Consider the following 13,812-nt stretch of genomic DNA (forward strand, 5'->3'; position numbering starts at 1 on the left):
GAAACCTGCCCGGCCGCTGGTTGATCCGGCGGCCTGTTTCTTTCGGAGCGTCCGATTATGCATTGTCCTTTCTGTGGTGAAGCCGATACCAAGGTGATCGACTCCCGGCTGGTGGCCGAGGGTGATCAGGTACGTCGCCGCAGGGAGTGCCTGTCCTGTCGTGAGCGGTTCACTACCTTCGAGAGTGCCGAGCTGGTAATGCCCCGGGTGGTCAAACAGGACGGCACCCGCCAGCCCTTCGACGAGGAAAAGCTGCGGGCCGGTTTGATGAAGGCACTGGAAAAGCGTCCGGTCGGTATCGAGCAGATTGACGCCGCCCTTAACCGTATCAAATATCGGCTGAGGGCGACCGGCGAGCGGGAAGTGAAGTCCATGACCCTCGGGGAAGAGGTGATGACCGAGTTGCGTCAGTTGGACAAGGTGGCCTACGTACGCTTTGCATCGGTTTATCGCAGCTTCCAGGACGTCAACGAATTCAAGGAGGAAATCGAGCGGCTGTCGGATGGCGCCGACCCGGCGGATGTGGCCAGGGCCCTGGCTGACCGGGATACATCGAAAGGTTCTTCATGACACCCGCTCAGGACACCGCTCTGATGGCCCGGGCCATACAACTGGCCTGGCGCGGTCGTTATTCGACCCATCCCAATCCCCGCGTAGGCTGCGTGATCGCCCGTGGCGACCTGGTGCTGGGAGAGGGTTGGCACGAACGCGCCGGAGAGGCCCATGCTGAAGTGCGGGCCCTGAGCCAGGCGGGCCCGGATGCCCGGGGCGCGACCGCCTATGTGACCCTGGAACCCTGCAGCCACTTCGGTCGAACGCCGCCCTGTTCCCGGGCGCTGATTGATGCCGGCGTGGCCCGGGTAGTGGTGGCCAGTGAAGACCCCAATCCCACCGTCTCCGGGCGGGGCCTGCAGCAGTTGCGGGACGCCGGTATCCGGGTCAAGGACGGGGTGCTGCGGGAAGAGGCGGCAAAGCTGAACCCGGGTTTCTCAAGCGCATGCGCTCCGGGCGGCCCTGGGTTCGACTCAAGATTGCCTCAAGCCTGGATGGCCGCACCGCCATGGCCTCGGGCGAGAGCAAGTGGATCACCGGGGCGGAGTCCCGCAGCGATGTACAACGGCTGCGGGCCATGAGTGATGCGATCCTTACCGGGGTCAACACGGTGTTGGTGGATGACCCCTCCCTGACCGTGCGACGCAATGAGCTGGGGAATATTGGTCAGGCCACCGAGCCATCGCGGCAGCCCCTGCGATTGATTGCCGACCGGGACGCCCGCACGCCCCCGACGGCGAAAATCCTCCAGGGTGGTGATGTACATCTGTTCTGTTCTGAGGAGGCCTTGTCCACGGGTCCGGCACAGGATCTGTCGGCCCTTGGTGTAACACTGAATGGCGTAGGCTGGCAGGACAGCGGGGTCAACCTCGGGCAGTTGCTGGACCGGCTGGGCGAGCTTGGCGTTAATGAATTGCTGGTGGAAGCGGGGCCGACCCTGGCGGGGGGCTTTATCGTGGAAGGACTGGTGGACGAACTCTGGCTCTACCAGGCGCCCATTTTCCTGGGCAGTGAAGGCCGGCCTACCGCAAGGCTGCCCTTTAACGACATGTGTGAAAAAATTGAATGGCTGGTCACCGATCGTCGCCAGTTGGGGGTGGATACCCGGCTAATACTGACGCCCAAGGTGCTCGCGCCGAATCTCTCTGCCGTTGACTGAACTCTTCGGCAGACCCATGCATTAACACCGCGGCGATCTGACCGATTTGCCGGGAGGTTGTGGAAACTATGGCACTGAACAGCGTTGAAGAGATCATCGAGGATATTCGTCAGGGCAAGATGGTGATCCTGATGGATGATGAAGACCGGGAAAACGAGGGCGACCTGGTGATGGCGGCAGAGCACTGCACGCCGGAAGCCATCAACTTCATGGCCCGTTTCGGCCGTGGCCTGATCTGTATGCCTATGACCCGGCAGCGTTGCGAGCAGCTGGGGCTGCCGCTCATGGTCCAGAGCAATCATTCCGGTTTCGGCACCAAGTTCACCCTGTCTATCGAGGCGGCCGTCGGTGTGACCACCGGTATCTCCGCTGCGGACCGTGCCCGCACCGTTCAGGCGGCTGTAGCCCGTAACGCGAAGGCCTCCGACCTGGTGCAACCTGGCCATATCTTCCCGTTGATGTCGGATCCGGGTGGTGTATTGAGCCGGGCTGGCCATACCGAGGCTTCCTGCGACCTGGCAGCCCTGGCAGGTTGCGAGCCGGCCGGTGTGATCTGTGAGATCATGAACGATGATGGTTCCATGGCCCGCCGCCAGGACCTGGAAAAGTTCGCGCAGCAGCATGGCCTCAAGATCGGTACCATCGCCGACCTGATCCACTACCGCACCATGAACGAGCGTACCATCGAGTGCGTGGAAGAGTACGACCTGGACACCGAATACGGCGTGTTCAGCCTGCGTACCTACAAGGACAGCATCCAGGGTGCCACGCACCTGGCCCTGGTAATGGGTGATGTGAAGGCCGACGAGCCCACCCTGGTGCGGGTCCACGTCACTGACACCCTTCGCGACCTTCTGGGTGCCCGGCGTAAGGGCTCCCACAGCTGGCCCCTGCACCACGCCATGGAAAAGGTGGCAGAAGAGGGCAAGGGTGTGGTGGTGCTGCTTAACAGCGCCGAAGACAGCTACAACCTTGAAGACCGCATTCACGAGTTCTTCGGGGAAGGCCCCGCCAAGGCGGGCAAGGGTGGCAGCTCCGGCGTCTACTTCACCGTTGGCACGGGCTCGCAGATCCTGCGGGATTGCGGCGTTGGCCAGATGCGCCTGTTGAGCGCACCGATCAAGTTCTCCGCCATTTCCGGGTTCGACCTGGAAGTGGTGGAATACGTACCCTATACCGGCGACTGAGTGTCGTCGGAATCACGAATCCACAGACAGCGGGGCACAGGCCCCGGTACGGGATAGAGAATGGCAGATATCAAGGTAATTGAAGGTGATTTCCGGCAGTGCAGCGGGCGCTATGCGCTGGTAGTGGGCCGGTTCAACGGTTTTGTAGTGGAAAGCCTGGTAGAAGGCGCGGTGGATACACTGCGGCGTCACGGCATCGCCGACGATGACATTACCATCGTCCGTGTGCCGGGTGCCTATGAAATGCCACTGGCGGTGAAGCGGGTAGCCGAAACCGGTGATTACAGCGCGATCATCGCCCTGGGCGCGGTCATCCGTGGTGGAACACCGCACTTTGACTATGTGGCCGGTGAGGCCTCCAGTGGCCTGGGCGCCGTCAGCCTGGAAACCGATGTACCGGTGACCTTCGGTGTACTGACGGTGGACTCCATCGAGCAGGCTATTGAGCGCTCCGGCACCAAGGCCGGCAACAAGGGCGCAGAAGCCGCCATCACCGCGCTGGAGATGGTCAGCCTGTTCAACAAGCTGGGTGAGTGATGAGCGAACAGGATACTGCCAACCCGTCTGAGCCGGCCCCCTCCGGTCAGCCCAGGGCCGGCGATCGCCGGCGGGCCCGGGCCCTTGCACTGCAGGCCCTGTACCACAGGCATTTCAGCAAGAGCCCGATCAGCGATATTGAAGCCGAGTTCATGGTCGACAATGACATGAGCAAGGTGGATTCAGCCTACTTCCGGGACCTCATTCGCGGTGTGCACCGGGAACAGGCCGAGCTGGACCGCCTGATTGAGCCGTTCCTGGATCGCTCACTGGCGGAGGTGGACCCGATCGAACTGGCGATCGTTCGCCTGGGTGCCTATGAGCTCAAGAGCCGTATTGATGTGCCCTACCGGGTGGTCATCAACGAGGGCATTGAACTGGCCAAGCGTTTCGGCGGTACTGAGGGACACAAGTTCGTCAACAGCCTGCTGGACAAGCTCAGCCAGCGTCTGCGCCTGGCGGAAACCCGTTCGCGGCAGGGTTGATCGTCTGCGATGGGTGAGTTCGAGCTGATCGGCCGTCTGTTCCGGCCGCTGGCTGAGATCACCCGACAAGAAGGCGTGCTGCTCGGCCCCGGTGATGATTGCGCCATCCAACGGGTGCCCGCCGGGCATGACCTGGTGTTCTCGGTAGATACCCTTGTCGAGGGGGTGCATTTTCCCGGTCAATACGATCCCGCCCGCCTTGGCTGGCGGGCGCTGGCTGTTGCAGTCAGTGACCTGGCGGCCATGGGGGCTGACCCGGTATGTTACACCCTGGCCCTGACGCTGCCTGACGCGGACGAAGCCTGGGTTGCTGCCCTGGTATCCGGGCTGCGGGAGGCCTCCCTGGCATTTGGAGTTGCCCTGGCGGGGGGCGACATCACCCGCGGACCATTGACCCTTACGTTGCAGGTCCATGGTGTTGTGCCGGAAGGGCAGGGTATTCTGCGTAGTGGTGCGCGCCCGGGCGACCTGGTGGCTGTAACCGGCCCCCTTGGTGGCGCAGCAGCAGCGCTGGAATGGCTGGATGATCCGCAACCGCCCAGTTCGGTAAGCCCTCTCCTGGATTGTTACCATCGTCCCGTACCGAAGATCGATACAGGCCGTCGCCTTCGCGGCGTTGCCTCTGCAGCCATTGATATTTCGGATGGCCTGGCGGCAGACCTGGGGCATATCCTGGAAGCTTCCGGGGTGGGCGCCTGGCTGGAGGCCGCAGCAATACCCCGGCGCTATGGGATTGCCGAAGCCAGCCTCGAACAGGCGTTGTATGGTGGGGATGACTATCAGCTTTGCGTCACCCTGCCATCCCCGGCCCTGGCCATGCTACCGGGCGACGTTTCAAAGAGTCTCCACGTTATCGGGGAGATCCGCAGCGCTGAGGGCCTTTACCTGCAACACCCCGATGGCGCCAGGGAATTGTTAACCACCGGCACCGGTTACGATCACTTCAAGACAGAATAAACGGACGCTTCCATGAGCGAGAATTACCAGGAGTCGACCGAGGAACCGGTTCTTATCCTGCCGCCGGGCTTTTTGCGCAACCCGGCGCACCTTGCTGCCTTTGGCTTCGGTAGTGGTGCCGTACCCCGGGCGCCGGGCACATGGGGAAGCCTGGCAGCCATACCCATGTGGTATCCCATCGCCCAGCTGCCTGAACCGGTTTACTGGAGTGTCGTACTGGCGGCGTTCCTGGCGGGTGTCTGGCTGTGCGGTTACACGTCACGGTCGCTGAAAGTGCACGACCATGGCGGTATCGTCTGGGACGAGTTTGTGGGTATGTGGGTCGTGCTGGGGTTCTTCCCGGAGACCTGGTACGGGGTTTTACTGTGCTTTGTCGCGTTCCGCCTGTTTGATGTCTGGAAGCCATGGCCCATCAGCTGGGTGGACGAGCGGGCCCCCGGCGGCTTTGGAATCATGGTCGACGATGTGCTGGCGGCAGTGATGGCGCTGGCTGTTGTCTGGGCAGCCGAACTCTGGCTGATGCCCGGGCTGTTATAGTGAAAGAGGGGAGGACCTGGCTCGTCCCTGGCCAAGGTTCATGTCCTGTGCTATCTCAGTGAATCCGCATTTCGCGGGACTCTGCCGGTAGCATGTTGATGACATGAAGGAACCGCTTGAGGCCGATTTCCGCCCTTTCTCGTGTTGCAAAGGGGCCACTGTCGAACCCTTCCCGGGTGGTAAAGTACCATTGCCGCCCACACAGAAGAAACGGCTGCTGCGGAACGGCGTTGGGCCGGATTCGCCTGTGCGAATGTTGGTATCCATCGTTGCCTCCTACTACTTGCCTGTGGACAGGTTTAGCCATGCGCCGGAGAAATTACCCTGTTCGTGACCCGAGCCACCAATAGCCTTGGCAAACAGCTTTTTGAAGGCGCATTGCATAAAGCTAACCCATTTTCTGCCGAATTCAACACTTTTTTACAATTCGACCAGTCCAGCGTTTTGGATCACACACTTGCGCAAGGCCGGAGCAGTGGTCAGAATGCCTGCATTGACATTGTGGGCACCGGAAAGGCCACCGGTGACCCTTGCCTGAAAGCCACCCATGGAGAATGACCGAATGTTTGCAAGGCTGAAAAAGCTTTCCCCTGTCGGGCTGAGACAACTCACCGTCGTGCTGGCAATCTTCGCTATCGCTGGCTGTAGCTCTACCGGGGTGTCACGGGTCAAAACCTACGACGGCGGTTCGTCGATTGGCGGTGTCGCGGTACTGAAAGCGCCATCCACCATCAAGGTCCAGGAGGTGAACGGTCGTGAAGTGGGTAATTTCCTGCTGGAAGACCTGGCGCTGGACTATGAGTTGCAACCGGGGCAAAACATCGTCGTGTTTACCCACAAGACCATATGGGCCAAGAGCGGCGTGGTCCAGGACGGTGAATCGGCTGTCCATGTGGTGGAGACCGGGCCGCAGCAGGTAGTGATTGATGCCCGTGCTGGCCAGGAGTACCGCTTCGATATCCCTGAGGTGAATAATCGCCGGGAAGCCGAGCGTTTGGCTGCTGACTTCAGTGTTGCAGTCCTTGCCGCCGGTGGCGGCACCGTGGCCCGGTCACAGCCATTCGAAGGTTATCCACAACAGCCGCAAATGGCCGGGCCTGCCCAGGTGGTGACTCCGTCGCAGCCATATTCTCCCCAGGCCGGTCAGCCGGCGCCGGTCTATCAGGGTGGCCAGAGTGGTCCGGGTTCCCGTGTTGAAACCCTGGAAGCCCTCAAGATGCTCTGGGAGCGCGCCAGCGGTGATGAAAAGCGTGAGTTCCTGCGTTGGGCGTTTGACTAACCCTCTGGCGTTTCCCCGGTATCCAGCCAGTCCCGGTACACCCCGGGCTGGCTGAGCCTCTCCCAGAACCATTCCAGTGCCTTGCCCTGTTCGTCGTTTCGCCGTGCAATATGCACCGGTATCGGATCCCTGGGCAGCTCCACCTCACAGATCACCAGCGAGCCTTCTTCCAGCTGTCTACGGATCCGGTGTCGTGGCAGCCAGCCCACTCCTAGACCTGCTTCCTGCAGTGCGATCTTCTGATCGATATTTGACACCGTCAGGGTCTGCTGGCGCCGGAAGATACCGGCACTGCCTGGCGGCAGGTTCCGTGAGCTGTCCGCTGCCACGGCGGCTGGATAGCGGGCGATGTCCCGTTCGCTGAGCGTTCCCTGCTGGCTGACCAGCGGGTGGTGTGCTGAAACGGCGAACACGAAGGGGACCCGCCCCAGGCTTCGGGTGGTAAAGGCCCCGGCTGGCCGGCTCACCTGGTCGGCGCCAATGGCCAGGTCTATCCTGCGGCTTTGCAGGGCGTCCCAGGTGCCAGCAAACACCTCTTCGACCAGCTGCACTTCCACCGGCAAACCCAACTCGTAGAACTCACGGATTGTGGGAAACAGGGCTTCCGCGGGCAACAACGAGTTGAATCCTATTCGTAGCCGGGTTTCCCAGCCCTGGGCGACCTGGCGCGTGGTGTGAGCCAGGGTCTCGGTAGCTTCCAGTAACGCCCGTCCCTCATTGAGCAGATAGCGCCCCGCTGGTGTCAGGGTGGCACGATGACCGCTGCGGTCAAAGATTTCCACGTCCAGGTCCTCTTCCAGCTTCTGGACGGTATAGCTGATGGCGGAAGGCACCCGGAACAGTTCACCGGCAGCGCCGGCAAAGCTGCCTTTGCGGTCAATGGCGTCGAGGACTTTCAGGGCGTCGATGGTAATGGCTGTATGCATGATCGAATTATCTGAAGGTGATGGCCAGAATTGCTTGCTTGGAGCGTAGCAGGGTGGTGGCTAAGCTGTCTGCTATTGGTTAATGACTTTTTCAGCCACGGAATCCACGGAAGGACACGGAAAGAAAAAGAAAGAATGAAAGGATTTTAGCCACGAAATCCACTAAATCCACGAAACGACAGGCCCGGAGCTTCCCGTAAGACTTTGAGTTGCTGGTTTTATTTCGTGGGTTTAGTGGATTTCGTGGCCGATATTTTCCTTATCTTTTTGTTTTTCCGTGTTTTTCCGTGTTCTTCCGTGGGTTCCGTGGCTAAAACCGAAATAGGGGTAGCAACGATGGGATTACTGGTAGACGGCAAATGGCACGACCAGTGGTACGACACCGACAAGACTGGTGGCAAGTTCGAGCGGGAAGCAGCGCGGTTCCGTAATTGGGTCACTCCCGACGGTTCGGCCGGGGCTGACGGCGAAGGCGGGTTCCCGGCGGAATCCGGTCGCTATCATCTGTATGTGTCCATGGCCTGTCCGTGGGCGCACAGGACCCTGATCTTCCGTAAACTGAAGGGGCTGGAGAAGCATATTTCGGTCTCCGTAGTACATCCGGACATGGTGGAAAACGGCTGGGAGTTCCGCCCCGAAAGTGAACAACACAGGGATCATGTTCACGGTGCCCGCTTTCTCCATGAGGTCTACACCCGTGCGGCTCCCGATTACAGTGGCCGGGTAACGGTTCCCACCCTGTGGGATCGCCAGCGGGAAACCATTGTCAGCAACGAGTCGGCAGACATCATCCGCATGTTCAACAGCGCGTTTGATCATCTCGATGGCGTGCGAGCAGACCTGGATTTCTACCCGGAAGGGCTTAGAGAGGAAATCAATGGGGTCAACGAGCGGGTCTATCACACGGTAAACAACGGGGTGTACAAGGCCGGGTTTGCCACGGCACAGGACAAGTACGAGCAGGCCTATGGCGAGCTGTTTGATTCGCTTGACTGGCTGGAGGAGCGGTTGACTGGCCAGCGTTACCTGACAGGAAGCCAGCTGACCGAGGCGGACTGGCGACTGTTCACTACACTGATCCGGTTTGACGCAGTGTACTTCAGCCACTTCAAGTGCAACCGGCAACGCATTGCGGACTTCCCGGTGCTTTCAGACTACCTGAAGGACCTTTACCAGGTACCGGGTGTGGCAGAGACGGTGGATATCGACCAGATCAAACGCCATTACTACGTGAGCCAGCGCACCATCAACCCCACCCAGATCGTCCCGGTGGGGCCGGAACTGTCCCTTGATGGCCCGCACGGGCGAGATCTTCTGGACTAAAACGCCATCGGATCAGGACAAAAAAGCCCGCCCTCGAATCCGGAGGCGGGCTTTGTTCTTACTGGCTATCCTGAATGATCAGGATTCCAGCTGATCCCGGATCAGCTTCTTGTTGATCTTGCCGACACTGGTTTTCGGAATGTCGTCGACAAAGTCAATCTGCTCCGGAATGGCCCACTTGTTGATCTCGCCTGAATCGACGAACTGCTTCAGGTGATTCTGCAGGTCCTCAAGGCTGGCTTCCTGCCCGGGAAGCAGTTGTACCAGGGCGTGGGGGCGCTCACCCCATTTCTCGTCCGGTACCCCGACCACGGCAGCGGCGTTCACCGCCGGATGCTGGCTGATCATGTTCTCCAGGTCCAGGGACGACAGCCACTCACCACCGGTCTTGATCACATCCTTGATGCGGTCCCTGATCTGGATGGTGGAGTCCGGGTCGATACTGGCCACATCGCCGGTGTGCAGCCAGCCGCCTTCCCACAGGGCCTCGCCCTTTTCCGGCTCCTTGAAGTAGCCCTGGGTCAGCCAGGGCGCACGGCATACCAGCTCACCCTTGGTTTCGCCATCGTGGGGCAGGGGGTTGCCTTCCGGGTCCACGATCTCGATGTGCACCATGGGTACCGCCACGCCGGTGCGGATGCGCCGGGGTGCCTGCTCTTCCAGGGGCAGCTCCAGGTCTTCCGGTTTCAGACGGGTGGAGGCCAGCAGCGGGCAGGTCTCGGACATGCCGTAGCCGGTGTACATGCGAATGCCCAACTTGGCGCCGGTGCGGCACAGGCCTTCGGTCATGGCGCTGCCACCGATCAGTACGTGCCAGTTGCTCAGGTCGGCGGTCTTGATGGACTCGGTGGCCAGCATCATCTGCATGATGGTGGGCACGCAGTGGGAGAAGGTAACCTTGTGTTCCTTGATCAGGTCGACAAGCAGTTCCGGCTCGTAGCGGCCCGGGTAGACCTGCTTGATGCCCAGCATGGTGGCCGCGTAGGGCACACCCCAGGCGTGCACGTGGAACATGGGGGTAACCGGCATATACACGGTATTGGACCGCATGAAGGGCATTTCATCGCTGGCAGCCAGGCTGCCAAGCTGGGCCATGGTATGCAGCACCAGCTGGCGGTGGCTGAAGAACACGCCCTTGGGATTGCCGGTGGTACCGGTGGTGTAGAACGTCGTGGCGACGCTGTTCTCGTCAAAGTCCGGGAAGTCGAAGTGGTTGTCGGCCTTCGCCAGCAGGGCTTCGTACTCGCCAACGGTGTTCAGGGACGTGGACCGGGCCTCGCTCTCATCCGTCAGCTGGACATAGCCCTTGACGGTGGTGAGCTGGTCACTGACCTGCTCCAGCAGCGGTACGAAATCGTCATGTACCAGCACCGTGTGGTCCTCGGCGTGGTTCATGGTGTAGACAATCTGCTCCGGCGACAGGCGCACGTTCACGGTATGCAGTACTGCACCAATCATGGGGATGGCGAAGAAACACTCCAGGTACCGGGGGGTATCCCAGTCCATCACCGCCACCACGTCACCAGGACCAACGCCGGCGTCTGTCAGCGCATTGGCGAGCCGGTGAATCCGGTCTACCAGGTCGGTGTAGGTGTACTTGCTGCGGTTGGCATAGACGATCTCCTGGTCCGGGTTATAGCGCGGGCCGGATACCAGCAGATTCTTGATCAGCAGCGGGTACTCGTAAGCATTCTGGGCGGAGGGAATTATCTTTGTATTTGCCATCGATTCGACCTCTTGCTTGGCATTATTGTGGAAATCAGGGCGCAATAATCTGACACAACAGCTCCTTGACGGGAACCATTTATGTCAATTTTTTGGTGTTATATGGCCCGGTGATAGTGGGGTACAACGCCCTGGGCCATTACTGGCTCCAGGGTTGGCCCCGGGTGTCCTTCATGCACTTGACCTGCTGGTGCATGGCGGCCTTGGCCAGGATATTGGCGCTGACCGGTGCAGTAAGGAACAGGAACAGGGTGACCAGTACTTCTGCAATGGCGACCTCACCGGTTTTCAGGGTGAAGTACATCATCGAGGCGATCACCACACTGCCAACACCCAGGGTAGTGGCCTTGGTGGGGCCGTGAAGGCGGGCATAGAAGTCTGGCAGCCGGGACAGCCCCAGGGCACCTACCAGGCTGAAGAACCCGCCGGAAACCAGCAGGGCGCTGATGATCAGTTCGGCAACGAAAGGCAGGGATTCCATGATCGTGACTCCTTATTCAATAACGCTGCCGCGCTTGAGGTACTTGGCCATGGCCACGGTGCCGACAAAGCCCATAACGGCCATCAGCAGGGCAACCTCCAGGTAAAGCCGGGTGCCGAGCACCAGGTCCAGCAGGATAACCAGGGCGATGCCATTGATGTACAGGGTATCCAGGGCGAGGATGCGGTCGGGGGCATCCGGGCCCTGGACCAGCCGGTAAATGTTCAGCAGGACTGCCACGCCAACGAGGGCCAGCGTGATATAGAGCGCGACGGTCATCATCGGAACATCTCCAGCAGGGGCTTCTCGTAACGCTGGTGGATGGAGCGGATCAACTCCGCATCGTCATCCACGTCCAGGGCATGGATCAGCAGAAGAGTGCCGTCATCACTGACGTCCGCACTGACCGTGCCCGGGGTCAGGGATATGGTGCTGGCCAGGATGGTGATCCCCAGCGGGTGTTCCAGCTTGAGCGGGTAGGAAACGAACGCCGACCGTGGCTGTCGCGGGCTGAGAATCAGGATGGTGACAGTTACGCTTGCCACCACAATGTCATACAGCACCACGACCAGGTAGCGCACCAGTACCCAGGGCTTTTGCATGCGTGGGCTGTCGGGCCAGAATTGGCGGGTGATCTGGGGAATCACGATACCCAGGATCAGTCCCATGACGACACTGGCCCCGGTCACACCATCGGCCAGGAACTGCCAGACAATAAACAGCGCAACCGACAGCCAGGGTTGCGGAAAACCAAAACGTGCAGCTGTCATTATTCGTCCTCCCCGACCATAGCAGTGTCCAGGATGCTCGTGTAGGCGGATGTGTCCCGCAACTGCTCGGCGGCGGCATCGGTATAGTCACTGAGCGGCCCGGCGCCGAACACGATCACAACGCTCATGGCAACCAGTGCACCTGCGCCTACGGTGTGGGGAAAGTTCAGTCGTTCCGGTTGATCAATGTGACCGTCCACGTTGCGCCAGAAAACGATACTCCCCGCCCGGCTGTAGGCGACCAGCGACAGGAAGCCGGCGAACAGGATAACCGCCCAGAGTGCAGCCATCTGAAGCCCGGGAACCGCGGCACTCATGATCAGCAGTTTGGCAAAGAACCCGCTCAGGGGAGGTAGCCCCGCCGCTGAAACAGCACCCAGCATGAACATGACACTGATAAACGTGCGGTTACGCATCCGGGGGGCTGTGACGATCTTGTCACCCGCGGAACCCCGCTGGCCGGCGATCAGGTCCACCACCAGGAACAGCCCCGCGGCCACCCAGGTGGTGTGCACCATATAGAACAGGGCCGATGACAGGCCTTCTTTGCTGACCAGGGAAAAGGCCGCCAGAATGGTGCCTACCGATACCACTACCTGCCAGGCCACCATGGTACGAAGCCCACCGGAGCCCATCATCCCGATCACGCCTACAATCATGGTCAGCAGGGCCAGTGGGAACACCCAGTCCATACCCAGGTTGGCCAGCGCCCCGGCATTTTCGCCGAAAAGCAGGGTATAGACGCGGATAATGGCGTAGACGCCCACTTTGGTCATGACCGCGAACAGTGCTGCCACGGGGGCAGTGGCGCTGGCGTAGGCCCGGGGTAGCCAGAAGGTCAGGGGCAGCAGGGCCGCCTTGAGGGCGAATACCACCAGCAGGATCATGCCGCCGGCCTCAACCAGGGGCAGGTCCGCGGCCCCAAGCTCCGGAATGATCCGGGCCAGGTCTGCCATATTGAGCGTGCCGGTAACGCTGTAGATCATCCCCACGCTGATCAGGAACAGCGCAGAACCTGCCAGGTTCAGGACCACATAGTGCAGGCTGGGAACCGTGCGTGCAGTACCCTCGCCATGGAGCAGCAGGCCGTAGGATGCGATCAGCAAAACCTCGAACGCAACAAACAGGTTGAACAGGTCGCCAGTCAGGAAGGCTATGTTCAGCCCCATCAGCTGGAACAGGAAAAGGGCGTGGAACTGGCGGCTGCTGACATCGGTCCGCCCCAGTGAGAACAGGTGGCAGAACAGGGCCAGCAGGGCAGTAATGAACAGCATCAATGCCGCCAGTCGGTCCAGCACCAGCACAATACCGAACGGTGGTGCCCAGTTGCCAAAGGCGTAGGCCCGATAGCTGCCGTCATCGGCCAACATCAGCAGGATCACGGTGCTGACCAGCAGCAGGCCAGTGGTGGCCAGGCCCAGGGTTCGGCGCAGACTCAGGGGAGCGTACCCCATGAAGACCTGCAGGAAGCCGCCAATCAGGGGGATCAGGACAGGCGCAGTAAGCCAGTGATTCATTGGCCGGTCTCCTCCCGGGGTTGCTCGATACTCTGGTGATCTTCGGGTTCCTCTCTCGGGATATTGCCATCCACATGGTCATCCCCGGTATCTGCCCGGGAGCGGAGCGACAACACCACCACGAACGCCGTCATGGCAAAGCCGATAACAATGGCGGTCAGTACCAGGGCCTGGGGCAGCGGGTCCGAGTAGGTGTCCGTACTGCCGATGATGGGCTGGCCGCCAGTCATCAGGCGCCCGGTGGAGAACAGGAACAGATTGACGCCGTAGGACAGCAGGGTCAGCCCCACCACCACCGGAAATGTCCGGGCACGGAGTACCAGGTAGACGCCGGAGAAGGTGAGTGACCCGATAATGAGAGCGAAGGCGAGTTCCAT

At 60.6% G+C, this 13,812-nt stretch carries 17 protein-coding genes and 1 pseudogene; 10 read left to right on the forward strand and 8 right to left on the reverse strand.

Annotated elements, in window-relative coordinates; all coding sequences use genetic code 11:
• Nucleotides 1–57 precede the first annotated feature (57 nt).
• From nrdR to LJ360_RS04970, 7 genes and pseudogenes are all read left to right on the forward strand, one after another.
• Entirely contained in the window at nucleotides 58–570 is a 513-nt protein-coding gene (gene nrdR, locus LJ360_RS04940; RefSeq protein WP_091851343.1) for a transcriptional regulator NrdR, read from the forward strand.
• Nucleotides 567–1,711, forward strand: a pseudogene (ribD, locus tag LJ360_RS04945) (bifunctional diaminohydroxyphosphoribosylaminopyrimidine deaminase/5-amino-6-(5-phosphoribosylamino)uracil reductase RibD). The gene nrdR and the pseudogene ribD overlap by 4 nt, the downstream one beginning before the upstream one ends.
• 68 nt (nucleotides 1,712–1,779) lie before the next feature.
• On the forward strand, nucleotides 1,780–2,898 hold the full coding sequence (ribBA, locus tag LJ360_RS04950) for a bifunctional 3,4-dihydroxy-2-butanone-4-phosphate synthase/GTP cyclohydrolase II (protein ID WP_091851349.1): 1,119 nt from the start codon (nucleotides 1,780–1,782) through the stop codon (nucleotides 2,896–2,898).
• Nucleotides 2,899–2,958: 60 nt separating this feature from the next.
• Entirely contained in the window at nucleotides 2,959–3,435 is a 477-nt protein-coding gene (gene ribE, locus LJ360_RS04955; RefSeq protein ID WP_091851352.1) for a 6,7-dimethyl-8-ribityllumazine synthase, read from the forward strand.
• Complete coding sequence (gene nusB, locus LJ360_RS04960) at nucleotides 3,435–3,920, forward strand: transcription antitermination factor NusB (RefSeq protein WP_091851355.1); 486 nt, start codon at nucleotides 3,435–3,437, stop codon at nucleotides 3,918–3,920. The genes ribE and nusB overlap by 1 nt, the downstream gene beginning before the upstream one ends.
• A gap of 9 nt (nucleotides 3,921–3,929) precedes the next feature.
• The gene (gene thiL / locus LJ360_RS04965; RefSeq protein WP_264995448.1) at nucleotides 3,930–4,877 is read left to right on the forward strand and encodes a thiamine-phosphate kinase; all 948 of its coding nucleotides are present in this window, start codon (nucleotides 3,930–3,932) and stop codon (nucleotides 4,875–4,877) included.
• 12 nt (nucleotides 4,878–4,889) lie between these two features.
• Nucleotides 4,890–5,414 (forward strand): phosphatidylglycerophosphatase A, encoded by a 525-nt coding sequence (locus tag LJ360_RS04970; protein WP_091851360.1) that lies wholly within the window; start codon nucleotides 4,890–4,892, stop codon nucleotides 5,412–5,414.
• A gap of 55 nt (nucleotides 5,415–5,469) precedes the next feature.
• Here the strand turns inward: LJ360_RS04970 and LJ360_RS19990 are convergent, their stop codons facing one another.
• On the reverse strand, nucleotides 5,470–5,721 hold the full coding sequence (locus LJ360_RS19990) for a DUF6316 family protein (protein ID WP_413774396.1): 252 nt from the start codon (nucleotides 5,719–5,721) through the stop codon (nucleotides 5,470–5,472).
• A 23-nt stretch (nucleotides 5,722–5,744) separates the two neighbouring features.
• Here LJ360_RS19990 and LJ360_RS04975 point away from each other — a divergent pair, with 23 nt between their 5' ends.
• A complete protein-coding gene (locus LJ360_RS04975; RefSeq protein WP_143066595.1) occupies nucleotides 5,745–5,972 on the forward strand; it encodes a hypothetical protein in 228 nt (75 codons plus the stop codon).
• Nucleotides 5,973–5,976: 4 nt separating this feature from the next.
• Nucleotides 5,977–6,693 (forward strand): DUF2057 family protein, encoded by a 717-nt coding sequence (locus tag LJ360_RS04980; protein WP_245742566.1) that lies wholly within the window; start codon nucleotides 5,977–5,979, stop codon nucleotides 6,691–6,693.
• Here the strand turns inward: LJ360_RS04980 and LJ360_RS04985 are convergent.
• Nucleotides 6,690–7,619, reverse strand: a complete 930-nt coding sequence (locus LJ360_RS04985; protein ID WP_091851366.1) for a LysR family transcriptional regulator — start codon at nucleotides 7,617–7,619, stop codon at nucleotides 6,690–6,692. The genes LJ360_RS04980 and LJ360_RS04985 overlap by 4 nt on opposite strands.
• Nucleotides 7,620–7,955: 336 nt before the next feature.
• Between LJ360_RS04985 and LJ360_RS04990 the strand changes: the two genes are divergently transcribed.
• Complete coding sequence (locus tag LJ360_RS04990; protein WP_248235508.1) at nucleotides 7,956–8,942, forward strand: glutathione S-transferase family protein; 987 nt, start codon at nucleotides 7,956–7,958, stop codon at nucleotides 8,940–8,942.
• A gap of 78 nt (nucleotides 8,943–9,020) precedes the next feature.
• Here LJ360_RS04990 and LJ360_RS04995 read toward each other — a convergent pair whose 3' ends face one another.
• From LJ360_RS04995 to LJ360_RS05020, 6 genes are all read right to left on the reverse strand, one after another.
• Nucleotides 9,021–10,667, reverse strand: coding sequence for a fatty acid--CoA ligase (locus LJ360_RS04995; protein ID WP_264995450.1), 1,647 nt, complete (start codon nucleotides 10,665–10,667; stop codon nucleotides 9,021–9,023).
• A 139-nt stretch (nucleotides 10,668–10,806) separates the two neighbouring features.
• Nucleotides 10,807–11,139, reverse strand: a complete 333-nt coding sequence (locus LJ360_RS05000; RefSeq protein WP_091851464.1) for a Na+/H+ antiporter subunit G — start codon at nucleotides 11,137–11,139, stop codon at nucleotides 10,807–10,809.
• A gap of 21 nt (nucleotides 11,140–11,160) precedes the next feature.
• A complete protein-coding gene (locus tag LJ360_RS05005) occupies nucleotides 11,161–11,430 on the reverse strand; it encodes a K+/H+ antiporter subunit F (RefSeq protein ID WP_264995451.1) in 270 nt (89 codons plus the stop codon).
• The gene (locus LJ360_RS05010; RefSeq protein WP_091851377.1) at nucleotides 11,427–11,918 is read right to left on the reverse strand and encodes a Na+/H+ antiporter subunit E; all 492 of its coding nucleotides are present in this window, start codon (nucleotides 11,916–11,918) and stop codon (nucleotides 11,427–11,429) included. The genes LJ360_RS05005 and LJ360_RS05010 overlap by 4 nt, the downstream gene beginning before the upstream one ends.
• The gene (locus tag LJ360_RS05015) at nucleotides 11,918–13,435 is read right to left on the reverse strand and encodes a monovalent cation/H+ antiporter subunit D (protein ID WP_091851380.1); all 1,518 of its coding nucleotides are present in this window, start codon (nucleotides 13,433–13,435) and stop codon (nucleotides 11,918–11,920) included. The genes LJ360_RS05010 and LJ360_RS05015 overlap by 1 nt, the downstream gene beginning before the upstream one ends.
• Entirely contained in the window at nucleotides 13,432–13,812 is a 381-nt protein-coding gene (locus LJ360_RS05020; RefSeq protein ID WP_091851383.1) for a Na+/H+ antiporter subunit C, read from the reverse strand. The genes LJ360_RS05015 and LJ360_RS05020 overlap by 4 nt, the downstream gene beginning before the upstream one ends.

The sequence above is a fragment of the Marinobacter sp. AN1 genome, assembly GCF_026013985.1.
Lineage (GTDB): Bacteria > Pseudomonadota > Gammaproteobacteria > Pseudomonadales > Oleiphilaceae > Marinobacter > Marinobacter segnicrescens.